The sequence below is a fragment of the Allotamlana fucoidanivorans genome, assembly GCF_045788535.1.
Taxonomy (GTDB): Bacteria; Bacteroidota; Bacteroidia; order Flavobacteriales; family Flavobacteriaceae; genus Allotamlana; species Allotamlana fucoidanivorans.
In genome coordinates this window covers 237,251-261,924 of record NZ_CP074074.1, presented here as the reverse complement: position 1 = coordinate 261,924, position 24,674 = coordinate 237,251, and the positions used below count along the sequence as shown (strand labels likewise).

Here is a 24,674-nt window from a genome sequence, read left to right as displayed (position 1 = left end):
CTGTCCTTATATGGTTTTACTTTTGTCAAATTCTTGAATTTTAGGCAAACCTACATAATTTATTTAAAACTTTTATACATTGATTCATGCCAAATTAGTACATCATGCTATTTTGTATGAAACAATCTTTAACCAATCTTTTATGGTAAACAAAAAGGTGTAACTTGATTTTAGTCTGAGCCCACAGTTCCAATTATATTAGTGTATTAAGATGCTTGATATCTATTTTGTACTATATTTGCGTACATTTTTATGAAAACTAAAAAATGAAAATTATTATTGCTGGTGCAGGTGAAGTTGGATTTCATTTGGCAAAACTGCTATCTTACGAATCTCAAGAGATTACTTTAATTGATACAAACAAAAAAAGTTTAGCTTACGCGAATAACCATTTAGATATTAAAGTAGTAAAAGGTGATTCTACATCTATAGCTATTCTAAAGGAGGCTCGTGTAGAATCATGTGAGTTGCTTATTGCTGTAACTTCAAGTGAAACCACAAATATTACTGTTTGTGTTTTGGCAAAACAATTGGGCGCACAAAGAACCATTGCCAGAATATCTAATACTGAGTTTATCAATTATAAAGATGAAGTTGGTTTTACCAAGTTTGGTATTGATGAGCTAATATCTCCAGAAGCATTAGCTGCTTCAGAAATTGAGCTATCGTTAAAACAATCTTCATTCAATGAAAATTATGAGTTTGAAAACGGAGCTTTAACAATGGCTGGACTAACATTGTCAAGGTCGGCATCCTTTGTTGGAAAAACGGTAAAAGAAGCAGCTGCGATTTTTCCAGAAATTCATTTTGTACCCATTGCTATTCAGCGTTTTGGTACACAATATACCATTATTCCCCGTGGAGATACAGAGTTTAAAAGAGGTGATAATGTAGTTTTTGTGACGTCTGAAGGCGGAGCAGAAGAGCTTTGTAAACTCACAGGAAAAGAGAACAAAGAGATTAAAGATGTTATGATTTTGGGGGGCGATCAAATTGGTTATAAAACGGCCAGAGATTTAAGTGAAAAAGGATTTAATGTAAAACTCTTAGAAGGAGACAGAGACCGAGCTTTTGATATTGCAGATGAGCTAACTAAAGTTTTAGTGATTAATAGCGATGGACGAAATGTAGATGTGCTTGAAGAAGAAAACATATCAGACATGGAGGCTTTTATAGCAGTAGGGCCTAATTCTGAAACTAATATCATGTCATGTTTAGTCGCAAAATCAAAAGGGGTAAACAAAACCATAGCTTTGGTTGAAAACATGGATTATTTTGATTTGTCACATTCTATTGGTATTGATACTTTAATTAATAAAAAGCTTTTAGCAGCCAATAATATTTTTAGATACATACGTAGAGGTGAGGTGGTCGCCATGACCAAATTAAGTAATCTTAATGCCGAACTTTTAGAGTTTGAGGTAAAATCAACATCAGCAGTATGCAATAAAACCATTAAGTCTATTGACTTTCCTAGAACAGCCATTATTGGGGGTGTCATAAGAAATGGGGTTGGTATGATTGCCTTAGGAAGTTTTAAAATTCAGGAAGGAGATCGTGTGGTAGTATGTTGTTTGCTGAAGTCGATAAAGCGTGTTGAAAAACTTTTTATTTAAAACTCTTCTAATAAATAGCGAAAAGTATTGAAACTCAATTTTAAAATTATAAGTCATTTTTTAGGATTAATGCTCCTTTTTAATGGAGGATTTATGTTGCTGGCTGCTTTGGTAAGTCTAATTTATGATGATGGTGTTACCCAGCAAATAGTATCCGCAGGAATCATTACACTTATTATAGGTGGGCTGATTATGTTTTTTACTAGAAATCATCAGAAAGAAATTAGTAAACGCGAAGGGTATATTGTTGTAACTTTTGGTTGGATAATTATGTCTTTATCAGGGGCCTTGCCCTATATGATTACAGATAGTATACCTAGTTTTACCAATGCCTTTTTTGAGACCATGTCTGGTTATACTACAACAGGCGCATCTATTCTCAATGATATTGAAATTGTGCCCAAAGGGGTTTTGTTTTGGCGTAGCTTGACGCATTGGATTGGGGGCATGGGTATCATTGTTTTAGCTATAGCCATTTTACCACTTTTAGGAATTGGAGGTATGCAGCTATTTGCAGCCGAAGCTCCAGGCCCTAGCACAGATAAATTACATCCTCGAATTACTGATACGGCAAAACGTCTTTGGCTTATCTATTTTGGGTATACGGCAGCAGAAACAATATTACTTAATGTAGCTGGTATGTCATTTTTTGACGCTATAAATCATGCGTTATGTACATTGTCGACAGGTGGGTTTTCAACAAAAAATGCGAGTGTAGCGTATTGGAATGATCAACCAATGATTCAATATATTATTATACTGTTTATGTTTTTAGCAGGAACCAATTTTGTTTTGAGTTATTTTGCATTCAAAGGGAAATTTCAGAAAATTATCCATGATGAAGAGTTTAAACTTTACTTTAAGTTTATTGCGGTATTTACGGCAATTGCATCTCTTGTAATTTATTTTCGGGCAGATGTTAGTATGTCCTCTATATCACACCCTATGGTTTGGGGAGAAGGAGAAAGTGCGTTTAGGCATGGGTTATTTCAGGTGCTTACGGTGATTACAACTACGGGTTTTATTTCGGCTGATTATACCTTATGGACACCATTTTTAGTGGTTTTCTTTTTCGGACTTATGTTTTTAGGGGGCTCTGCAGGAAGTACCTCTGGTGGTGTAAAAGTAGTACGTCATTTAATTTTAATTAAGAATGGATTTTTAGAGTTTAAGCGAACACTTCACCCTAGTGCCATAGTGCCCGTGCGCTATAATAAAAAAGCAATAAACCGATTTATTGTATTTAATGTGCTAGCCTTTTTTATACTTTATATGTTATCCTTTATTATTGGTAGTTTAGGGTTTTCATTGATGGATTTAGACTTTAAATCGTCCATTGGTCTGGCCGCTTCTACATTGGGCAATGTTGGGCCGGCTTTGGGAGATTTTGGTCCAGTAAATAATTATGCGGCATTACCAGGTATAGGGAAATGGTGGGCTTCGTTTTTAATGCTTATTGGGCGTTTAGAGCTCTTTACAGTGCTTATTTTGTTTACCCCATTCTTTTGGCGCAATAGGTAAAACGTAAAGTTTTTTTGTTTAGTTGTATTTACCATACTTTCTTGATATCCCTTAATTCCTTGTGTTAAAATTAAAATGTAACATTTGGGTGATGTTTGCTACTTATAAGTAAAAGCAGCTACTTTTTGTTAAATAGACTTTCATTTGGTTCCATTGAAAGTTATTATCGATTGTTTCATATTTAAAAATTAACAAACCATGGAAGGAGAAGGTTCAATGGCTGCTGCCAATAATTCATTAAAGAACAACAGAAATCTGTTGTATAAAAGAAAAGAAAAGAAAGTCTTATCCGGAAGTTATGCTAAAATAAAGCTGAAAAAATTTCCTGAGTTGACTTCAGAAGAATTATTAAAAATTAAAGAAAGAATACATCGCGAAAATAAAACAATAAGACAAAAGCAAGTTGTTGGTTTTATTCTTTTCCTTTTAGGGTTTATCTCTTTTCTATATGTGCTTTTAAAATAAGAAAGCCACTAAATATTTAGTGGCTTTCTATTATCGTCATGTGAAATTAATTAACTCACAGCTTCTTTAATACGTTTAATAGCCTCTATGATTTGTTCAGTTGAAGCAGCATAAGAAATTCTGATGCAATCAGGGTTTCCAAAGGCTTCACCAGTAACCGTGGCAACAAGAGCTTCTTCCAATAAGAATAGTGAAAAATCGGAAGCGTTATTAATTTTAGTACCTTTTAATGTTTTTCCGAAGAAGTAAGACACATTAGGAAATACATAAAATGCACCATCAGGAACATTGCATTTAAATCCTTCAATATCGCTTAGTAGTCCTAAAATTAAATCACGACGCCCTTTAAACTCATCAATCATGTATTTAACTTTTTCAGGAGATTCATTACATGCGGTAATTACAGCACGCTGTGCAATACAGTTAGCTCCACTAGTTGCTTGTCCTTGAAGTTTATTGCAAGCCCGTGCAATTTTTTCAGGAGCACCAATGTAACCAATACGCCACCCAGTCATTGCAAAAGCCTTTGATACACCGTTTACCGTTATGGTTCTATCATACATAGATTCAAATTCAGCAATACTAGTATGGCCTTTTCCATAATTAATGTGTTCATAAATCTCGTCAGAAACCACATAAATATCAGGGTGTTTTTCAAAAACATTTACCAAAGCTTGTAATTCTTCTTTACTGTAAACAGAACCACTGGGGTTACAAGGCGAGCTAAACCACATCATTTTAGTTTTTGGTGTGATAGCAGCTTCCAGTTGTTCTGGTGTCATTTTAAAATCTGTATCAATAGATGTTTTTACTTCTACAGGAACACCTCCAAATAACTTAACAATGTCAGAATAACTTACCCAATACGGACAAGGCAAAATAACTTCATCGCCATCATTAAGCATAACCCCTGCAATATTAAATAATGCCTGTTTAGCCCCTGTAGAAACTACAATTTGATTTGGTGTATATGTTAAATTATTATCACGCTTAAATTTGGTAATAATGGCATCTTTTAATTCAGCATAACCATCAACAGGTGTATAGGAATTATAATTGTCATTTATAGCTTGAATTGCTGCATCCTTGATAAAATCAGGCGTATTGAAATCTGGTTCTCCCAAACTCAAACCGATAATATCTTTTCCTTCACCTCTAAGCTCTCTAGCTTTTGCAGCCATGGCCAAAGTTGCAGACGTAGCCATGTTTAAAATTCTATCAGATAGTAATTGCATTCGTTATTTAATTTAAATAGTGTTTAAAATTATTTATGCCATGCTTGGTTTTTGCCCAAGTACTTTTAATTGGTTGTAATGTTCGGCCACTGCCCCCCAAAAAGAATTGTATTCATTGTAGGGTAAGCTAAATTCTTTAGCGGTCTTTTTTACAATGTTTGAAATTTTACTATAATGCACATGGCTTATATGTGCAAATAAATGGTGCTCAACTTGTCTGTTTAACCCACCAGTATAAAACTCAGCCAACCAGCTTTTAGGTGAAAAGTTTGATGTAGTAAATAACTGGTGAATAGCCCAAGTGTTTTTCATGTTACCGTTTTCGTCTGGCAAAGGCATTTCGGTATTTGGCATCACATGTGCTAATTGAAAAATGACGCTTAAAATAATACCAGCAGTATAGTGCATTACAAAAAAGCCTATTAATACTTGCCACCATGGAAATCCTAAACTTAACGGTAAAACAATCCAGATTAAATAATAAACAATTTTACCAATTATCAACTTGGTCCACTGCGTAGCTGGATTGGGGAATTTACCATAAGATAATTTTCGCTTAAGGTATTTATAGCTTTGAATAAAATCTGTAACAATAGCCCAGTTTGCCGTTAATAAACCATATAAGAAGAAGGCATAAAAACGTTGATATTTGTGAAACTTAAACCACTTGGCATGTTTTGAAAAACGAATAATTCGCCCAGCATCAATGTCTTCGTCATGTCCTTGAATGTTGGTGTAAGTGTGGTGTAGTACATTATGCTGTACTTTCCAGTTGTAGTCATTTCCAGCAAGAATATAAATACTGCTACCCATAAGTTTATTGACCCATTTTTTACTAGAGAAAGAGCCGTGATTAGCATCATGCATAACATTCATGCCAACACCCGCCATGCCAATGCCAGCCGTAATCATGCATAGTATTTGAGTCCAACCTGGCAGTTTTACGGTCAAAACCAAAACAACAGGAACTATCAATAAAGCAAACATAATAATGGCTTTGGTATATAGGGTCCAGTTTCCTGTACGTTTAATATTATTTTCTTTAAAGTAGTCGTTAACGCGTTTGTTTAGTGTCTTAAAAAATTTTGCAGAATCAGTTCTTGAAAATGAAAGTGCTTGTTTAGTCATACTGTAATAATAATTTTAATATCATACGGATAGAGTTCATTCTACCATATTCTGGGCAAAGATAGGTATAAAGGCATATAAGTTATAACGTTTTTTTGTAAAAAAATGTACTTAAAAACTATATTTTTGTTGAAAATTTAACAGCCATGATGGGCTTGTGATTCCTATTTTTTTTGCTAAGAGTAGCTAGAATTGTAACCTTGTGTAATATTTAAACTATGGATTTAATCTTAAAATATTTTCCTGATCTAACGCCAGATCAAATTGAAAAGTTTAAAAAGCTTGAAACGCTTTATCAAGATTGGAACTTAAAAATTAATGTAGTTTCAAGAAAAGATATTGATGAGCTTTATTTACGCCATGTTTTACATTCTTTAGGAATTGCTAAGGTTATATCATTTAAAGATGGCAGTAACATTTTAGATGTTGGTACAGGAGGTGGTTTTCCTGGGGTGCCATTGGCTATTTTATATCCAGAATGTTCATTTCATTTGGTAGATAGTATTGCTAAAAAACTTAAAGTGGTTAATGAAGTGGTTGAAGGTTTAGGATTAACCAATGTAAAAACAACACATAGTAGGGTAGAAGATATTGATGATACTTACGATTTTATAGTCAGTAGAGCTGTAGCCATTATGCCTACCTTTGTGCATTGGGTAAAGGGTAAAATAGCTAAAAAGCAACAGCATGAACTAAAAAATGGTATTTTATATCTTAAAGGTGGCGATTTATCAGAAGAACTTAAAGATTATAAAGCAGCTTCAATATACCATTTGTCCAATTATTATGCTGAAGACTTTTTTGACACAAAACAAGTAGTGCATTTGCCTCTAAAATATCGGGGTTAAAGACTATTGTAATTTAGCAAGATGTACAACGTTATTGTTAAAATAATAGTATTGATGTTGAAACCAATAGGTGTTGTTATATTGCTGGATGTTCGTGATTTCTTTTCCGATTGATAATATGTCGTTCGCCCGATTAAAATGAGTATTAGCTTTTTCAAGATCATTGAGCTTGTAATATGATAACGCTAGTCCTAAGTAAGCATCAAAATCTGTGGCGTCAAAAGAGATGGCTTTCGTAAAATCAGAAATGGCATCTTGGTATGCACCTAATAGTAAACTCGCTGTTCCTCTATAAAAATAAGCATAGGCGTTGTTACTATTTAATCTCAACGATTTGGTGAAATCCGTTTGCGCTTCTTTATAGTATTTAATGCTCATTAAAAAGGCGGCTCTGTTGTAAAAGTTTATACTGTTAGGTTCTATTAATATAGCTGTTGTATAATCTTTAGCTGCGTTTTCGTATGATTCAATAGCACTATAAGCGGAGGCTCTTAAGGTGTAGGTTTTGGGCTGAGAAGGAGCTACTTTGATGACTTCTGAAAAATCTTTAATGGCGTTATTGTACTCTTCTAGATCTAATTTTACACAAGCTAAACTGTATAAAGCATCTATAAAGCTATGGTCTAGCATGTAAGCTTTAGCATAATCTTCTTTTGCGCCAATAAAGTCCTGTATGCTATAGCGTGAATTCCCTCGGTTGTAGTATGTGTCGGCGTCAGGCTGTTCTACAATAACTTTTGAATAATCAACTATAGCGCCCCCAAAATCGCCTAAGTCATTTTTTGCAATACCCCTCTGGAAGTAAGCATCCAGGTTTTTCGGTTCTATTTTTATCACTTCAGATAAAAGTTCAATGCGTTCATTAAGGTTTGAGGTTCGCATAGCTTTTCTATACAGCTTATTAGCCTGAGCATAATTAAGTAGCGTAGAACACATAAATAAGGTTAAGAGTAGTTGTTTCATTTGCAAACATAGCGAGCAAATAATATGCCGTTTTTTTTAGGTATTAAAGTTAGTGATATTTTTAAATAATCATTCAGTTAAGTGTGTAGTTGTTGTATTACAAAAATAATTTCTATTTGAGGCGGAAAATATATTTAATATTTTTTTTCTTACAAAAATTTAACATTTACTGATTTTTATCGATAAAAAATGTTTTTAATCGATTTTTGTTTTTATGTTTGCTGAGTAAATTGTTAAAAATTAACCCTCTATTAACATATGGAACCTAATTACTCTCTCAAATTTTGGTTGTCTGGTATTTTTGTACTCATAACTTTTTTAGGGGTTGCTCAAGATATTAATGTAAATATTTTGGGAGGTGCAACAATCTCTGATGGAGGGTCTGTGGCTATAACAGCTGGGAATGCCATAACATTTAGAATTACAAATACCAGGGCAGACTGTGAAAAAGTAAAAATTGAAGATATAAGTATTTCTAACACTGCCGATTTTTCATTATCTACCGATAAAATACCCAAAAATATAGACCGTGATGTATGTAATGGCAATACAAAATATATTGATTTTGTGGTAACGAATGTTAGCGGCGATTGTAGTGCTTCAACCGCTATTGATATTTTGGTAAAGCAAGATCCTAATTTTACGTTTACTTTTTCTATAAGCGGATCACCTGAAATTAATCTATTAGGCGGAAGTCCTTCCGCAGATATTCTCCATGGTACCATAACCACATCGGCTACAAACGGAACCTATTTTGGTGTTGTGGAAGAAGGAGAAACCATAACAAGATATTTTGTTGTTTCCAGTACAGGTAGTTGTCCTTTAACCATAAGTGGAATATCAAGTTCATCTACACATTTTGTTGTGCCCACTAGTCCGGCGCCTTATGTGGTTTTACCAGATTTGTCAACACCAGCTTTTTTGACAGCTAGTGTTGATGCGGGTTCATACGTTATATTGCCCGTTACTTTTGTGGCGCCATCACTTGTAACAGGTACCGTATCTGCTACAATCAGCATTTCAAACAATGATAATACCACGTTTACGTTTAATGTAAGTGCCGAAATGTTTGATTTTAATATACCGGGACCTGGAGGCATTACGGCTGACTTTCGACTTTGGTTAAAATCTACCCGAGGTGTTACTAAAGATACCAGTTCAAAAGTATCGGTTTGGTCAGATATAGGAACAAATGGAAAAGATGCTATTCAGCCCGTATCAGCCAATCAGCCAATTTATATTGATGATGCAGCGTCTAATATTAACTTTAATCCAGTTATAGCATTTGAAAATGACGGAAGTAGTATAAGTCAATATTTATACAATACTGATAATGGGTTTTACAGTCAAGATATTTTTATCGTGATGGAATCGGATACCGATGTGGCTAGTTCCTCGGGTATGACCATCTTTTCAGGGTCTATTGCTGATATTATTACCCCTGAAAACTATGTAGATGATGTGAACGATGTAACGGCGGTTGGTCTTGGTGATTATACCACTAATTTATCAGGGGAACGCCTTTGGTATAATCAAGGGTCTTCGGCTTCAAATCCATACTATGCATTACCAGCCTCGACAACACGTGCGTATAGCGTGGCAGGTATTATCAATGCAGGAAATAAAACGACCACGGTTTCTGATGGTATGCGCATTTTGTATAATAGTGTAGATGATGCCGAGTCTTCTGTGCAAAGCATTACTACATTTGAAAATGTAGGCTCTGTAGACACTGCTCCAGATCCAGATGTGACTTTAGGGACGCCTTATGCTATCGGTAAAAATTCAAATCAAACCTTGGGAAATCTAAACGGTAGAGTGGCCGAGATTTTTACGTTCGCTGACCGGGTTTCAGATGCCGATCGACAAAAAATTGAATCTTATTTAGCTATCAAATATGGTATTTCATTAGGGGCCTCTAATCAAGCACAGAAAAATTATGTCAATTCCTTTGGAACAACCGTTTGGGATGTTTCTGCAAATTCAGGTTACAATTACCATGTGGCAGGTATTGGTAGAGATTCCATTTCAGATTTAAATCAGAAACAGTCTAAAACACTTAATGTAGACAATGAGGTTACTATAGGGCTAAATGGCATTTTTTCTACCAATAATGCCAATATCAACGCGTTTAATAATGATGGCGATTTTTTGGTTTGGGGAAGTAACAATTTGGCTTATACCACAAGTGGTTCAAATACCGTTTCAATTAGTTCGGGGATAACAACATCTTTAACTAGAATTCTTAGACAGTGGAAAATAGTAGAGTCTACTGAAGTGTCAAGCGATGTTGAAAATGTATATGTATCTATTCCAGAAGCGGCTTTTAGTGGTATGACCAAAGCTTCAAATGAAGAATATGTTTTAATTGTGGCCAAATCAGATAGTTTTGCAGATACAGATATTGTTGATGTTATTCCCTTAAAATCTGATGGCGCTGGAAACCTTTTAACTTGGTATGATTTTGACGGTACCAAATATTTTACCTTCGGAAAAGCAGAGCAACTTCAAGAAAATCATGCTATTTCGATAGCCTCGGGCGATTACTTGGTTGGGGAGTATGCTTTAAACTTAAACATCAATGATTTTACAATTTCGTCATGGGTAAAAGCAAACGCATCTCAAACAACCACCCGAACTATCATGGCAAAAGGCGATAAACTTCAACTCAGACTAAATGCCTCGCATCAAGTAGAAGTTATGGTAGATGATACTATAACCCCAAGATTTACCTCGTCTATGGCGCTTACAGATAGTAAATGGCATCAAATTACATTTGTTTATAATAGCGGAACTATTTTTCTCTATGTGGATGGTGTTTTAGATAAATCGGAATTAAATGTTGTGGCACCAAGTCCTAATTTCAATAGATTTTCTGTTGGGGCACTGTATATAGATAAAAATAATATTTCAAATCCCTTTTTAGGCGAAATAGACGAAGTGTATGTTTGGGATCAGGGTCTTAGTGAAGAGCAGGTTCACTATTTAATGAACCAAGAAATTGAAAAGGGAACAGGTGATGTCGTGTCAGGAAAAGTTTTGCCGCAAGCCGCTTCAAGTAATGAAGTGTCTGCTATTCCATGGAGTGATTTAAGAGCGTATTATGATTTTAATTCGTTTTATGGGAGCACCGTTGAAGGTTTAACCGATGCGAGAAACTTTTTAAGGCTCAAATATTTAGAGGTTGATAAGGAGGTTGTAGAAGCTCAAACTATTCCAGTTCCTTATATGTCTATAGCAAATGGTAATTGGGATGCATCAACTACTTGGAGTAATAGTACAGACCAAGTATTGCCAAATGCTTTGAGTTTAGATGGAAGCACAATGATTGACTGGAATATTGTGCAGATTGAACACGACATAAATTCTGGAGATCGTGATGTTTCTTTATTAGGCTTGATACAAAGCGGAGGAACCTTAACCATATCAGACCCTAATGAATCACAGGACGAAACAAATTCAGGTCAGGGTTTAACAATTACTCATTATCTGGAGTTAGATGGCGTGATAGATCTAATTGGAGAATCTCAGTTAATTCAAACAGAAGGTAGTGTGTTAGATGCGGATAGTGGTGGTTATATTGAAAGAGATCAACAAGGTACAGCTAATGCTTTTAACTATAATTATTGGTCGTCATCAGTAGGGCCAATTTCAGGTAATACAGCCACCAGAGGAACAGGCATTTCTTCAACTAATGCTGCTTATACTATTGATACTGTGTTGAATGATGGTAGTCTTCCTGCGGGCTATACCAATTTGAATTTTGAAACGTCACCATATGCTAGTGATGGCACTACGCCACCACCTGGTTTTGTTAAAACTATTAGTTCTTATTGGTTGTATAAATACTATGGCCCTGCAAATGATTACTATGCCTGGGCAAAGATCAATGAAAATTCATCTTTACTTCCAGGAGAAGGCTATACTATGAAAGGAACTTCGGGAGCTGTTTCGGTAGATACTCAACAAAACTATGTGTTTGAAGGTTTACCCAATAATGGCGATATTACCTTGGCTTTAGATAAAAGTTTAGGTGATGTGGAGCGACTCATAGGGAACCCTTATCCGTCTGCTATTGATGCTACCGAGTTTATACTAGATAATTTAAGTATAGCTGATGGTGGAAACAACCTGAATGGTACAGTTTTTAATGGCGCTTTATATTTTTGGGATCATTTTGGAGAACAGAATTCACACATATTAAAAGATTATGTAGGTGGTTATGCCACCAGAAATTTAACGGGTGGTGCGGTAGCCATATCAAATGACAGTAGAATAAACAGTACCTCCAATGGTGGTAATCCTGCTGTGGGAACTAAAATTCCTGGTCAATACATTCCTTTAAATCAAGGTTTTTTTGTTGGTACAAGTTTAGAAGGGTTTAATAATGATAATGGCTCGCCAATAACAAGCGTAGTGGGAGGTAATGTCGTGTTTAAAAATAGTCAACGTGTTTTTGCACCTGAAGATGGAACCACCTCACAATTTTTAAAGGCTTCTAAACGGAAAAGACCTATTAGCCCTACAAGACTCGAACATAAAACACCAACGATAAATTTAATGTATGACTCCCCAATGGGATATCATAGGCAAATTGTGTTAGGCTTGAATACGCTTGCTTCAACCGATTTTGATTTGGGGTATGATGCTCCCATGGCCGATGTTGCTGTTGAAGATATGTATTGGGTTTTAAATAAATTTAAGCTCGTTATTCAAGGTGTTGATAGTTTTGAAGATTTTCAGCAATTCCCAATAGGCTTGAAAGTAAAAAAAGCTGGTATAGTAAAAATTAGATTAGATGGCGTTTTAAATTTAGAAGCAGATAAGGTCGTTTATATAGAGGATAAGATTTCTGGAGAGACGTTTAATTTGACTAATGGGGCTTTTGAATTATATCTAGAACCAGGACATTATAATGATAGATTTCAATTAACCTTTCGGGTGTCAAATGATAATCTGTTAGCTATTGATGAGGTTAATTTAGGGGCAGAACATGATATTTTGGCGTACTTTGATTCCAATAACTCGGTGATTAGTATAATAAATAAAGAAAGTATTCAACTTTTAGATGTTAGTGTATTTAATGTTTTAGGACAACATGTAATGTCAATGAAGCTTGATTCTAGACATAATGCGGTTATCCCTATAGAAATAGCTGTGGGAGCATATATTGTAAAACTAAATACTGAAAAAGGTAGTGTTGCAAAACGAATCATCATCGATTAATGTAACAATAGTGTGTGTGGTGTTATTTTGTATTAATATTACCACTGTTAAAATTTTAGATGATATAAGATAAAAAAGGAATCGCGATGCCATGGCATCGCGATTCCTTTTTATTTTGAGTGTTTGCTTACTCTCCTAAAAAAGGATATCTGTAATCTGTTGGTGTTACAAAAGTCTCTTTTATCAATCTAGGAGATACCCAACGTAGCAGATTTTGAGCACTTCCAGCCTTATCATTGGTTCCTGATGCTCTGGCACCGCCAAAAGGTTGTTGACCTACAACGGCCCCCGTAGGTTTGTCGTTAATATAAAAGTTGCCTGCGCTATTTTGTAAAGCTTCTGTTGCTTGTGTAATAGCGTACCTGTCTTTTGAAATGATAGCACCAGTTAATGCGTATTCACTTGTTTCATCAACGAGCTTTAAAGTTTCCGCATAAGCATCGTCTTCATATACGTAGATAGTAATTACTGGTCCAAACAATTCAGTACACATGGTGGTGTATTTAGGGTTGGTGGTAACTATAACCGTTGGTTCAATAAAATACCCTTTACTTTTATCATAACCACCACCAACTATAATCTCAGCATCAGTATCATTTTTGGCCTGATCAATATATTTTGCCAGTTTATCAAATGATCCTTCGTGAATCACTGCTGTAATAAAATTACGCATGTCTTCTGGAGATCCCATTTTAAAGGACTTTACATCCTTAATAACCAAGTTTTTTACATCGTTCCAAATACTTTTTGGAATGTAGGCTCTTGAAGCAGCACTACATTTTTGCCCCTGAAACTCAAAAGCACCACGAGCAATGGCTGTGGCTACATGTTTTGGGTTGGCTGATTTATGTGCTACGATAAAATCTTTCCCTCCAGTTTCTCCTACAATTCTGGGGTAGGTTTTGTAGTTGTGAATATTAGTTCCTATTTGTTTCCAAAGTTCTTTAAAGATAAATGTAGAGCCCGTAAAATGTAACCCAGAGAATTCACGGTGTGATAAAACGGTATTGGTAATCATAACAGGATCGCCAAATACCACGTTAATCACTCCTGGAGGCACACCAGCTTCTTCAAAAACATCCATAATCACTTTTGCAGAAAATACTTGGCTGTCACTTGGCTTCCATACAACAACATTACCCATTAGAGCCATACATGCAGGTAAATTTCCTGCTATTGCAGTAAAATTAAAAGGCGTTACAGCGTAGGTAAACCCTTCTAGAGGGCGATACTCAACACGGTTCCATGCCTCATTTGTGCTTTCTGGTTGTTCCATGTAAATGTCAGTCATAAACTGGACATTGAACCTTAAAAAGTCTACAAGTTCGCAGGCTGAATCAATTTCTGCCTGATGAATTGTTTTTGATTGCGCTATCATAGTAGCCGCATTTATTTTGGATCGGTAAGGTCCTGCTATCAATTCTGCTGCTTTTAAAAATATACCAGCGCGCTGTTCCCAAGGAATTAAACTCCATGTTTTTCTAGCTTCTAAGGCTGTAGCAATTGCATCGTCTATGTGTTTCTGTTCAGCTAAATGATAAGTGCCAACAACATGTTGATGATCATGTGGAGGTGACATGGTTCTAGTGTTCCCAGTGCTTACATATTCGCCATTTATATATAAAGGTACATCAACTTGGGTATTGAACATGTTTTTATAGGTCTCTAGAACGGCTGCCCTTTCTGGGGAGCCAGGAGCATAAGATTTTACTTGTTCGTTAACTGCAATTGGTACATTGAAAAAGCCTTTTTCCATAATATGACGTTTTTTGTTGTTGAATTTTTAGTAAATACGCTGCAAATTTACGAATAATTAAAACAAATCAAGGAAGATGGAATAGTCTAAAATGTATTAATATTTCGTTAATTTTTGTAAGTTGCCATTTTTTACAAGACGAAACGTTCATGTGTACACTTACTGTCATTCCAAAAGGGAATAAGGATTTTATTATAACGCAAAATCGGGACGAGTCTCCAGATAGGAAATCACTGTTGCCAAATATATATATAGGCGCCAATACAAAAATGCTTTTTCCTAAAGATGTTTTGTCTGGAGGAACATGGATTGGTGTTAGTGAAAAAAAACGGGTAGTGTGTATGCTTAATGGTGCTTTTCAAAACCATAAACGTAAGCCAAACTACAGAAAAAGTAGAGGGATGGTTACTTATGAGTTTATGGTTTCAAATGATGTTTTAAAAATGATTGATGACTATAACTTTGATGGTATAGAACCTTTTACTATGGTGGTGGTTGATTGGAATGATGGCTTAAAATTACTTGAGTTGGTTTGGGATGAGAAAAATAGTCAGGTGTCAGAATTACCGTTAGAACCAAGAATGTGGTCGTCTTCCACCTTGTATACTGATGCTATGAAGGCTGAACGGCAACAATGGTTTAATACGTTTAAAGCGCAACATTCGTTAAATGCTAAAACGTTACTGCATTTTCATAAAACCGCAGGGGAGACTAATGATGACTATGGTGTTATAATGAATAGAGGATTTGTAAAAACAACTAGTATAACACAGGTGGAAAAGGTAGCTAATAAAATTCAAATGAGTTATGAGTATTTAGGTACTAATAAAGTTGATTTAAAAACCTTTAAATTTCCACAGGTTGTGAATGGATAGTACTGGGATTATCTTAACGCTTGCTTATCCTGAAACCGTTGTTATGGTGTCAAAAGAATGGTTTTCACCTGTTTTAAAATATATAGGAATAGGTAAAAAAGATTACCTACGCGCTGGGCATGCGGCTTTGGTTCTTATTAATAAAGAAACGGGTATTTTAGAATACCATGATTTTGGACGTTACATTACACCAGAACCTACAGGGCGCGTGCGTGGAAGGGATACTGACAATGAGTTGCATTTTCCGTTTAAAGCGGAGGTTGAATCGGGGCGCATTAAAAATCTTGATGATGTTTTAGTGTATTTGGCTACGCATCCTAAAATTACTCATGGCGAGGGTAAGTTAGTAGCATCTGTTTGCAGTCAAGTTAATTATGAAATGGCAAGAGCGCATATTGACTATATGCAGAGTAAACATTTTATTAGGTATGCTGCATTTATTAAAGAAGCTTGTAATTGTGCGCGTTTTGTAACCGATAGTTTAATAGCTTCGGTAACAGAAGCAAAAATCAAGAAGAAACTAATGGCATCAAAATGGTTTACCCCAAGTACGGTGGGCAATGTTTTGTTGGCTGATACCGAAAATTATGTGTATCAAATATCAGACCGTGGAGAAATTTCTAAATTTAAAGGATCGCAACGAAGTGAAAATATCCGATGTTTTTTAGATTCTTTAAAAGATCACGAACCAACGTTTGTTGGAACCTTGCAGCCAAGAAACGTGAATGAAACTCTTGAAAGTGCCCAGTGGTTATCTGGCATTGCTGCTGGTGCCTGGTTTGAATTACATAAAACAAATCATGAATTAGAATATAGATACCGTAGGATTTCGCCTTATGGTAATGTTGATGTTGATGCTATTTATATGGTTGAAAATCGTGATTTTGATTTTGATTCACCATATGAAATAGTGCATTATTCCAACTGTAAATTTTTTCATGTTTTGCAAAATGAAACACGCTTTAGATTTAATAGAAAATGACCTTGAATCATCAAAAATTAATCTAGGTTATTATGAGTGTTTAGGTTTAATTAATAGCAAAAGGAGCACTTAACTTAAATAGCGGAATAGTTACTTCAAAGTTTTTAGTGGTGCTAAAATTTACCATACTGTAGTGACCGCGCATGGCGCCAAAAGGAGAAGTTAGTAAACATCCTGAACTGTAGGTGTGTGATCCTCCCGGTTCTATAACAGGCTTTTTCCCTATAACCCCGTCACCATCAACATATTCAACATTATTCAAAGCATCTAGTATTTCCCAGTGCCTCGCATTCAGTTGAACGGCATCTTTACTTTGGTTTTCAATAGTAATGGTGTAACCAAAGGCATAATGAATTTTATAGTTTTTATAAAATGAGCCTTCAAAATTTGTATCTACTGAAATTTTTATGCCTTTTGTAACCTGATGAATCATGTTTTACTTTTGGGGTTATTTGTTTATGGTGGCTAAAATAATAAATGTTAGATGGTTAACGTAATTTTTAACAAGAATGCAACAAAAATTAGCTAAACGGTAATTTTAGTTCGTGATGTTGACAGAAGAGCCTTCTCCATAACCAATAATGCGGTCATAACGCGCTCCCAAATCACGGTAATAAACTAATACTTTGTAGTTGTTTTCCGTTTGCCAGAAGTTACCACTTATAACACCGTCGTTTATAACCCCATTATTATCTGCTACCACATATTTGTAGTTGTAAAAACCTTGTTTAAGTAGCATGGTGTGTTCAAAATTATGGCTTTCTGGATTATAAGTCATACGGTTGCTGTCTTCTATGGCATAATTATTAAAACTACCATAAATGTATACTTGTTTGTTTTTTAAAGCATCTGAAGCCTCTAAAGAAAAATAAACCCAAGCATAATCTGCTTCAATACTAGGGTTTGAGGCATCTATATTATTTATAACATAGTTTCCGTTAATGTCAGGATTGTATGTGTAAGGTCTGTTTGCTCTAATGATATTTGTGTACAAGTAGTTATAGTATAGATCTTTGAGGTCAATAAACTGAACGTTGTTGTTTGCTGCCCTAATGTCTTTGTTTTCAAAAAAGAAATATTCATTGCCTCCCCAAAAACTGGTTTCAGAATCATATTTGTAGACAAGTTTATTACCAAGCGTGTATTGAGGTTTTACATTGGTAATCGCTGTGTTTAGATTGTTATTTTGAATAATAGCAGCCTTTACAGTTTGGTAGGGGTTGTTTAGCTGCATGTTGTTTGAGTCTATAGTCAATTCAACCCGCTGTTTTTCTTCAATAACATCTAAATCTCTAGCTCTTTTTAAAACCACGCCTACGTTGGCTTTGTTTTCGTAAAGCATAAATTTGCGAGAGAAAACAAGTTGACCGTCGCTATTGTAAATATATAGCATATAATTTCCAGATACTTTAAGTCCTCTCGTTTGATCGTTAGGAAGTGTCAGTATATAATGCGAGTATATTTGATAGGTGTTGAACGAATTTTCATAAGTGCGTATGCGCTGATTATCAAATCCATCCATGTATTCAGACTGAACCAATTGAGACGGTGTCCAATCAAAATTAAAGTGTTTGATTTTATAGTAATAATCATTTTCTTCCCCATTCAGGGCATCAAATTCAAGAATCACTGCATCTCCAAGTGTTAATATGGGTAACTGATTTTCTGCTGTGGTACCTCTAAAATTAATAGTCTTGATGTGTTCTGGTGGATTTGTTTCTTCAACCTGGGGAAAAAGAGAAAAAGGAACAGCGAAAAGAATGATAACAAATAACGGTTTAAGGCTCATTAAAATTTGTTTTGGTAAATGTAAACAAAATTTATGCCTAAAAAACTAGGAAATATAATTAGCATAAAAAACTAAGTATTTTTTTGTGATAACTGTATATTTAATTCGTATTTTTGCACCGATTTTTAGATAAATAAATTCAATAAAAATAAATATGTCAAAAGACATTCGTATCAAAAAGGGTCTGGACATTAAACTTATAGGCGAAGCTGACAAAACTGTTGAACAAGCGGTGGTTAGTAACTACATCACTATAAGGCCAGAAGATTTTCACGGCGTTATTCCAAAACTTATTGCAAAAGAAGGATCTTCAGTTGAAGCTGGAGGGTATTTGTTTTATGATAAGTCAAACGAAGACATAAAATTTGTTTCACCAGTTTCAGGAAAGGTGATAGAAATTGTTCGTGGACCAAAAAGGCGTATTGATGCCATAAAAATTGAAGCCGATAAAGCGCAAGCATTTAAAGATTACGGTAAATTAGATGTAAGCAAGGCTAATGCTGAAGAGGTGAAAGCACATTTGCTCGATTCAGGGTGTTGGCCATTTGTTAAGCAGCGCCCGTATGATGTAATTGCAAAACCAGAAAAATCGCCAAAAGCTATTTTTATCTCTGGTTATGCCAGTGCACCATTAGCAGCAGATTTAGATTTTACACTTAAAGGTAAAGAAGCTGAATTACAAGCTGCGGTATCTGCTTTAGGAAAACTAACTGAAGGTCAGGTGCATGTGTCTGTAGGTAAGAATTCTAACTCTCCGTTAGCAAGCTTATCTGGAGTAACTGTACACAAAGTGTCGGGACCACACCCATCAGGAAATGTTGGAACTTTAATTAATAAAGTGGATCCTGTAAATAAAGGTGAAGTGGTTTGGACGGTAAATGCGCAAGACTTAGTTATAATTGGAGAGTTACTATTAACAGGTAAGTTTAATGCCGAGCGTATTGTAGCTTTGGTAGGCTCATCTGTTAAAAAACCTAGATACTTTAAAACCTTAATAGGGAGTGAGGTAGCCACCATGATATATGATAATGGTGTTGAAAAAGATGCGAATGACAGAATAATATCTGGAAATGTTTTATCAGGAAAACAAGTCAAACCTGATGGTGCCTTAGATTATTATAGTAATGTGATTTCTGTAATTCCAGAAGGTGATGATTATGAGTTTTTTGGATGGACGAAACCTGTTTTTGATAAAATATCTGTTTCAAGAGCACTTACGTTTTCTTGGTTAAATCCTAAGAAGAAGTATGATTTAAATACGAATACTAACGGTGAGCATAGAGCTTTTGTAACTACAGGAACTTATGAAGAAGTATTTCCTTTAGATATTTACCCTATGCAGGTTTTAAAAGCATGTTTGTATAAAGATTTAGATGAAATGGAAGCTTTAGGAATGTATGAGGTAGCTCCTGAGGATTTTGCTTTAACAGAGTTTGTATGTGTGTCTAAACAACCACATCAAAAGATAATAAGAGAAGGTTTAGACTTAATGCTTAAAGAAATAGGATAATGGGTTTAAAAGATAAATTACATGATTTTAAAGTAAAGAATAAAAATAAAAAGTGGTTGCCTGCGTTTTCGGCAATTCACACTTTTTTATTCTTGCCAGATGAGACCACGCACGGAGGAACTCATATTAAAGCTGCTGACGATTTAAAGCGTACCATGAATACGGTAATCTTGGCTATGATACCCTGTTTAATTTTTGGTATGTTTAATGCAGGTTACCAACATCATCTTGCTTTAGGTGATATTCAAGCGGCGTCTAGTGGTTTCTTTAGTTCAGAGTTTTGGACCCTAGATAACCTAACGGTTGGTTTATGGAAAATTTTACCTTTAGTGATCATCTCCTATGGTGTTGGTTTAGGTATTGAGTTTTTGTTTGCCATTTTAAAGGGACACGAGGTTGAAGAAGGGTACTTAGTAACAGGTATGTTAGTGCCGTTAATTGTACCTGTAGATATTCCATTATGGATGTTAGCGGTGGCTGTTGCCTTTGGTGTGGTTATAGGAAAAGAAGTTTTTGGTGGAACTGGAATGAATATTTTGAATCCAGCCTTAACCATTAGAGCCTTTTTATTCTTCGCTTATCCAACTTGGATGTCTGGAGATAAAGTATGGGTACATGGAGCAGTAGCAAGAGATAAAGCTATTGCAGCAGGCCAAAACTTAGATGCTATTTCAGGAGAAACTATTTTAGGCACATTAGCACAAGGTAAAGATGTCGCTTATAGTGCTGCTGATATGTTCTTAGGGTTTATACCTGGTTCTGTAGGGGAAACGTCAGCATTACTTATTTTATTAGGAGGGTTATTCTTAATTTTTACTAAAATAGGTAGTTGGAGAATTATGTTGTCTTCTGTGATTGGTGCTGTAGTCATGGGAGTAATATTTAATCAAATAGCTACGGCTGGCATTGTAACTGAATCTAGCAAGTTTTACGGTTTAATGAGTGCACCTTTCTGGGAACATTTAATAATTGGAGGTTTTGCTTTTGGTACCGTATTTATGGCAACCGATCCTGTTACAGCTTCACAAACTACAAGAGGTAAATGGATTTACGGGTTTTTAGTTGGATTTATTTCTATTCTAATACGTGTGTTTAATCCAGCTTATCCAGAAGGGGTAATGTTAGCCATTTTATTGATGAATGTATTTGCACCAACTATTGATCACTATGTGGTTCAAGGTAATGTAAAACGAAGATTAAAACGTGTAAAAGTTAAAACAGCTTAATCATGAGTAACAAGACGGAATCAAATGTATATACCATTTTATTTGCAGTAGCAATGGTGGTAGTTGTTGGTGGGTTGTTAGCATTTACGGCCTCGGCATTAAGACCAAAGATTGATAATAATCAACGTTTAGAAAAACAACAAAATATCCTTTATGCTATGGGTGTAAATGATAATGATGAAACTAGTGCTGTTTTTGTTTCTACAGATAAAGCACCAGAGTTGTTCAATCAATATATTACTAAGCAATTGGTTATAGAAGGCGATAAGGTAACTGAAGATGAAAACGCCTATTTAATTGATGTAAAAAAGGAACAAGCTAGTGCTAAAGCTGGTAAAGAAAGACGCTTACCTTTGTTTGTTGGGAATAAAGATGGACAAACTTATTATATAGCGCCCATTAGAGGAAAAGGATTGTGGGATGCTATTTGGGGCTATGTTGCTATGGATAAAGATATGGTTGTTCAAGGCGTTTATTTTGACCATAAAGGAGAAACAGCTGGATTGGGTGCCAATATTAAGCAACGTTATTTTATGGATGATTTCATCGGAGAACATCTATTAAGTGAAAATGGTGACTTTGCAGGAATTACGGTTGCTAAAGGAAATAACGATCCTAAGAACGAAAATAAAACAGATAACAAGGTAGATGCTATTGCTGGAGCTACTATTACTGGAGACGGTGTTACAGCGATGCTTAAATCTGAGCTTAAAAAGTATGTGCCTTACTTTAAAACATTGAAATAATATGGGACTTTTATCAAAAAAAGACGCAGCATTAATTAAAGATCCATTAGCAGATAACAATCCAATTACCATTCAGGTATTAGGTATATGTTCTGCTTTAGCCATTACTGCTCAGTTAGAAGCAGCTATAGTAATGTCTTTTTCAGTGTTGTTTGTATTAGGAATAGGAAACGTAGTCATTTCTTTAATGAGAAATATCATTCCTTCAAAAATTAGAATTATTGTACAGTTAATTGTAGTGGCGGCTTTAGTTATTATAGTAGACCAAGTACTTAAAGCTTTTGCTTATGAATTAAGTAAAACACTTTCGGTTTTTGTAGGTTTAATTATCACTAACTGTATTATTATGGGACGTTTTGAAGCGTTTGCCTTAGGTAACGGACCATGGAGGTCATTTTTAGATGGTATAGGTAATGCAGCTGGTTATGGTGTTATTTTAATTATTGTAGCGTTTTTTAGAGAGCTATTAGGAGCTGGAACCTTATTAGGTTTTCCTGTATTAGGAGATCCAATTGAGAAAACTGGATTATACGCTTTTGGTTATGAGAATAACGGGTTCATGTTATTAGCTCCAATGGCATTAATTGTTGTAGGTATTATTATTTGGATTCAACGTACAAAAAATAAAGCATTAGTAGAAGATCATTAAAAAATTGGTTAATAGTTATTGGTTTTTGGTTTATAAAAACCATGAGCAAATAACACATAACAAATAACTAATAAAATGGAACATATAGAATTATTTTTCAAATCAATATTTATAGACAACATGGTATTTGCCACGTTCTTAGGAATGTGTTCATACTTGGCGGTGTCTAAAAAAGTAAGTACAGCAGTAGGTCTTGGTGCTGCGGTAATCTTTGTATTAGCCATTACAGTACCGTTAAACTGGCTTTTAGATCAGTATCTTTTACAACCTGGTGCTTTGGGTAAATGGTTAGGTGCTGAGTATGCAGATTACGATTTAAGTTTCTTATCCTTTATCATGTTTATTGCAACTATTGCAACCATGGTACAGTTAGTAGAGATTGTAGTGGAGAAATTTTCTCCATCATTATACAACTCATTGGGGATTTTCTTACCGCTTATTGCAGTAAACTGTGCTATTTTAGGTGGATCATTGTTTATGCAGTCTCGTGAGATACCTACGTTAGGATTAGCAACTACTTACGGTATAGGTTCTGGTATTGGATGGTTTTTAGCCATTTTAGCCATTGCAGCTATTCGTGAGAAAATAAGATATTCTAATGTACCACCTGCATTAAGAGGTTTGGGCATTACATTTATCATTACAGGCTTAATGGCGATAGGATTTATGAGTTTTGGTGGTATGTTAACCGGTGGGGATGATGAAGGTGCTAAAGAAGAAAAAACAGCTCAAGTTGAAAAAAAAGTGGTAGACGATAACGAAAAAGAGATGGCTAACAACATAAAAGTAAATGAATAATATGATATTAGCAGCAAGTACAACAGGAATGGTCGTAGTAACGGTAATAGCGTTTTTAGTAGTAACGCTATTATTGGTTGCCTTACTTTTATTTGTTAAGCAAAAATTATCACCGTCAGGGCCAGTTAAAATTACTATTAATGGTGAGAAAGAGATTGAAGTGGCTTCAGGAGGAAGTTTGCTTTCAACGTTAGGAAGTCAAAAAATATTTTTACCATCAGCTTGTGGTGGTGGTGGTACATGTATTCAATGTGAGTGTCACGTAAATTCAGGAGGTGGTGAAGCGCTTCCAACAGAAACGCCGCACTTTACACGTAAAGAATTACAACATGGAGCGCGTTTAGCTTGTCAGGTAAAAGTTAAACAAGACATGGATATTTCTATTCCTGAAGAAGTTTTTGGAATCAAGAAATGGGAAGCTGAAGTAGTTAGAAATTATAACGTGGCTTCTTTTATTAAAGAATTTGTGGTGCGTATTCCAGAAGATATGAACTATAAGGCGGGTGGTTATATTCAAATTGAAATTCCACCATGTGAAGTAAAATATTCAGATATAGATATTACGGCACACCCTGAAGAACATGAAACGCCAGATAAGTTTCAGGACGAGTGGGATAAGTTTGGTTTATGGCCATTAGTAATGAAAAACGATGAGACTGTTGAGCGAGCCTACTCTATGGCTTCTTACCCAGCTGAAGGACGTGACATTATGCTTAACGTGCGTATTGCTACACCACCATGGGATCGTGCTAAAAACGATTGGATGGACGTTAATCCAGGGGTTGCTTCTTCTTATATTTTTTCAAGAAAACAAGGCGATAAAGTAACCATTTCTGGACCTTACGGTGAGTTCTTCATTAACGAGAGTGATGCCGAAATGTTATACGTAGGAGGTGGGGCTGGTATGGCACCAATGCGTTCACACTTATACCATCTGTTCAAAACATTAAAAACAGGAAGAACAGTGACCTATTGGTATGGAGGACGTTCTAAACGTGAGTTATTCTATTTAGATCACTTTAAACAATTAGAAGATAGTTTCCCTAACTTTAAATTTTATTTAGCACTATCTGAGCCTTTACCAGAGGATAACTGGAAAGTGAAGAAAGACATTAACGATACAGAAGGTGATGGTTTTGTTGGATTTATTCACAACTGTGTAATTGACAACTATCTAAGCAAGCATGATGCGCCCGAGGATATCGAGTTATATTTCTGTGGACCACCATTAATGAACAAAGCTGTTCAAAAAATGGGTGAAGATTTTGGTTTACCAGATGAAAATATCCGATTTGATGACTTTGGAGGATAATCCCCTTTGAAATTTTATGAGATACAAAA

19 protein-coding genes are annotated in these 24,674 nt (G+C 35.2%); 13 read left to right on the top strand and 6 right to left on the bottom strand.

Features of this window, described 5'->3' with window-relative positions:
* Positions 1-266: 266 nt before the first annotated feature.
* The 3 genes from trkA (at position 267) to KFZ70_RS01345 (ending at position 3,602) form a co-directional block, all read left to right on the top strand.
* Complete coding sequence (gene trkA / locus KFZ70_RS01355) at positions 267-1,616, top strand: Trk system potassium transporter TrkA (protein WP_139696693.1); 1,350 nt, start codon at positions 267-269, stop codon at positions 1,614-1,616.
* Between the two features lie 69 nt (positions 1,617-1,685).
* Positions 1,686-3,137 (top strand): TrkH family potassium uptake protein, encoded by a 1,452-nt coding sequence (locus tag KFZ70_RS01350; RefSeq protein ID WP_139696858.1) that lies wholly within the window; start codon positions 1,686-1,688, stop codon positions 3,135-3,137.
* A gap of 198 nt (positions 3,138-3,335) precedes the next feature.
* Positions 3,336-3,602: a hypothetical protein gene (locus tag KFZ70_RS01345; RefSeq protein ID WP_139696691.1), complete on the top strand. Its 267-nt coding sequence runs from the start codon at positions 3,336-3,338 to the stop codon at positions 3,600-3,602.
* Between the two features lie 50 nt (positions 3,603-3,652).
* On the opposite strand, the gene KFZ70_RS01340 is transcribed toward KFZ70_RS01345, so the two are convergent.
* Entirely contained in the window at positions 3,653-4,837 is a 1,185-nt protein-coding gene (locus KFZ70_RS01340; protein ID WP_139696689.1) for a pyridoxal phosphate-dependent aminotransferase, read from the bottom strand.
* 33 nt (positions 4,838-4,870) lie between these two features.
* Positions 4,871-5,965 (bottom strand): acyl-CoA desaturase, encoded by a 1,095-nt coding sequence (locus KFZ70_RS01335; RefSeq protein WP_139696687.1) that lies wholly within the window; start codon positions 5,963-5,965, stop codon positions 4,871-4,873.
* Between the two features lie 218 nt (positions 5,966-6,183).
* Here KFZ70_RS01335 and rsmG point away from each other — a divergent pair, with 218 nt between their 5' ends.
* Entirely contained in the window at positions 6,184-6,813 is a 630-nt protein-coding gene (gene rsmG / locus KFZ70_RS01330) for a 16S rRNA (guanine(527)-N(7))-methyltransferase RsmG (protein WP_139696685.1), read from the top strand.
* A 3-nt stretch (positions 6,814-6,816) separates the two neighbouring features.
* On the opposite strand, the gene KFZ70_RS01325 is transcribed toward rsmG, so the two are convergent.
* Positions 6,817-7,776, bottom strand: coding sequence for a tetratricopeptide repeat protein (locus tag KFZ70_RS01325; protein ID WP_139696683.1), 960 nt, complete (start codon positions 7,774-7,776; stop codon positions 6,817-6,819).
* Between the two features lie 258 nt (positions 7,777-8,034).
* Between KFZ70_RS01325 and KFZ70_RS01320 the strand changes: the two genes are divergently transcribed.
* The gene (locus tag KFZ70_RS01320; protein WP_139696682.1) at positions 8,035-13,002 is read left to right on the top strand and encodes a LamG-like jellyroll fold domain-containing protein; all 4,968 of its coding nucleotides are present in this window, start codon (positions 8,035-8,037) and stop codon (positions 13,000-13,002) included.
* Positions 13,003-13,129: 127 nt separating this feature from the next.
* Here the strand turns inward: KFZ70_RS01320 and pruA are convergent, their stop codons facing one another.
* Positions 13,130-14,758 (bottom strand): L-glutamate gamma-semialdehyde dehydrogenase, encoded by a 1,629-nt coding sequence (gene pruA, locus KFZ70_RS01315; RefSeq protein ID WP_139696680.1) that lies wholly within the window; start codon positions 14,756-14,758, stop codon positions 13,130-13,132.
* A 149-nt stretch (positions 14,759-14,907) separates the two neighbouring features.
* Here pruA and KFZ70_RS01310 point away from each other — a divergent pair, with 149 nt between their 5' ends.
* Together KFZ70_RS01310 and KFZ70_RS01305 are read left to right on the top strand one after the other, a co-directional pair.
* Entirely contained in the window at positions 14,908-15,633 is a 726-nt protein-coding gene (locus KFZ70_RS01310) for an NRDE family protein (protein ID WP_139696678.1), read from the top strand.
* Positions 15,626-16,615, top strand: coding sequence for a DUF6695 family protein (locus KFZ70_RS01305; protein ID WP_139696676.1), 990 nt, complete (start codon positions 15,626-15,628; stop codon positions 16,613-16,615). The genes KFZ70_RS01310 and KFZ70_RS01305 overlap by 8 nt, the downstream gene beginning before the upstream one ends.
* 46 nt (positions 16,616-16,661) lie before the next feature.
* Here the strand turns inward: KFZ70_RS01305 and apaG are convergent, their stop codons facing one another.
* Together apaG and KFZ70_RS01295 are read right to left on the bottom strand one after the other, a co-directional pair.
* Positions 16,662-17,048 (bottom strand): Co2+/Mg2+ efflux protein ApaG, encoded by a 387-nt coding sequence (gene apaG / locus KFZ70_RS01300; protein WP_139696674.1) that lies wholly within the window; start codon positions 17,046-17,048, stop codon positions 16,662-16,664.
* A 105-nt stretch (positions 17,049-17,153) separates the two neighbouring features.
* A complete protein-coding gene (locus KFZ70_RS01295; RefSeq protein WP_139696672.1) occupies positions 17,154-18,404 on the bottom strand; it encodes a type IX secretion system plug protein domain-containing protein in 1,251 nt (416 codons plus the stop codon).
* A gap of 154 nt (positions 18,405-18,558) precedes the next feature.
* On the opposite strand from KFZ70_RS01295, the gene KFZ70_RS01290 reads away from it, so the two are divergent.
* The 6 genes from KFZ70_RS01290 (at position 18,559) to nqrF (ending at position 24,645) form a co-directional block, all read left to right on the top strand.
* The gene (locus KFZ70_RS01290; protein ID WP_139696658.1) at positions 18,559-19,914 is read left to right on the top strand and encodes a Na(+)-translocating NADH-quinone reductase subunit A; all 1,356 of its coding nucleotides are present in this window, start codon (positions 18,559-18,561) and stop codon (positions 19,912-19,914) included.
* Positions 19,914-21,140 (top strand): NADH:ubiquinone reductase (Na(+)-transporting) subunit B, encoded by a 1,227-nt coding sequence (locus tag KFZ70_RS01285; RefSeq protein WP_139696656.1) that lies wholly within the window; start codon positions 19,914-19,916, stop codon positions 21,138-21,140. The genes KFZ70_RS01290 and KFZ70_RS01285 overlap by 1 nt, the downstream gene beginning before the upstream one ends.
* Before the next feature lie 2 nt (positions 21,141-21,142).
* Positions 21,143-21,886 (top strand): Na(+)-translocating NADH-quinone reductase subunit C, encoded by a 744-nt coding sequence (locus tag KFZ70_RS01280; RefSeq protein ID WP_139696654.1) that lies wholly within the window; start codon positions 21,143-21,145, stop codon positions 21,884-21,886.
* A gap of 1 nt (position 21,887) precedes the next feature.
* On the top strand, positions 21,888-22,535 hold the full coding sequence (locus tag KFZ70_RS01275; RefSeq protein WP_139696652.1) for an NADH:ubiquinone reductase (Na(+)-transporting) subunit D: 648 nt from the start codon (positions 21,888-21,890) through the stop codon (positions 22,533-22,535).
* Positions 22,536-22,610: 75 nt separating this feature from the next.
* Positions 22,611-23,333, top strand: a complete 723-nt coding sequence (gene nqrE / locus KFZ70_RS01270; protein WP_139696650.1) for an NADH:ubiquinone reductase (Na(+)-transporting) subunit E — start codon at positions 22,611-22,613, stop codon at positions 23,331-23,333.
* A 1-nt stretch (position 23,334) separates the two neighbouring features.
* The gene (gene nqrF, locus KFZ70_RS01265) at positions 23,335-24,645 is read left to right on the top strand and encodes an NADH:ubiquinone reductase (Na(+)-transporting) subunit F (protein WP_139696856.1); all 1,311 of its coding nucleotides are present in this window, start codon (positions 23,335-23,337) and stop codon (positions 24,643-24,645) included.
* The last annotated feature ends 29 nt before the right edge of the window (positions 24,646-24,674 follow it).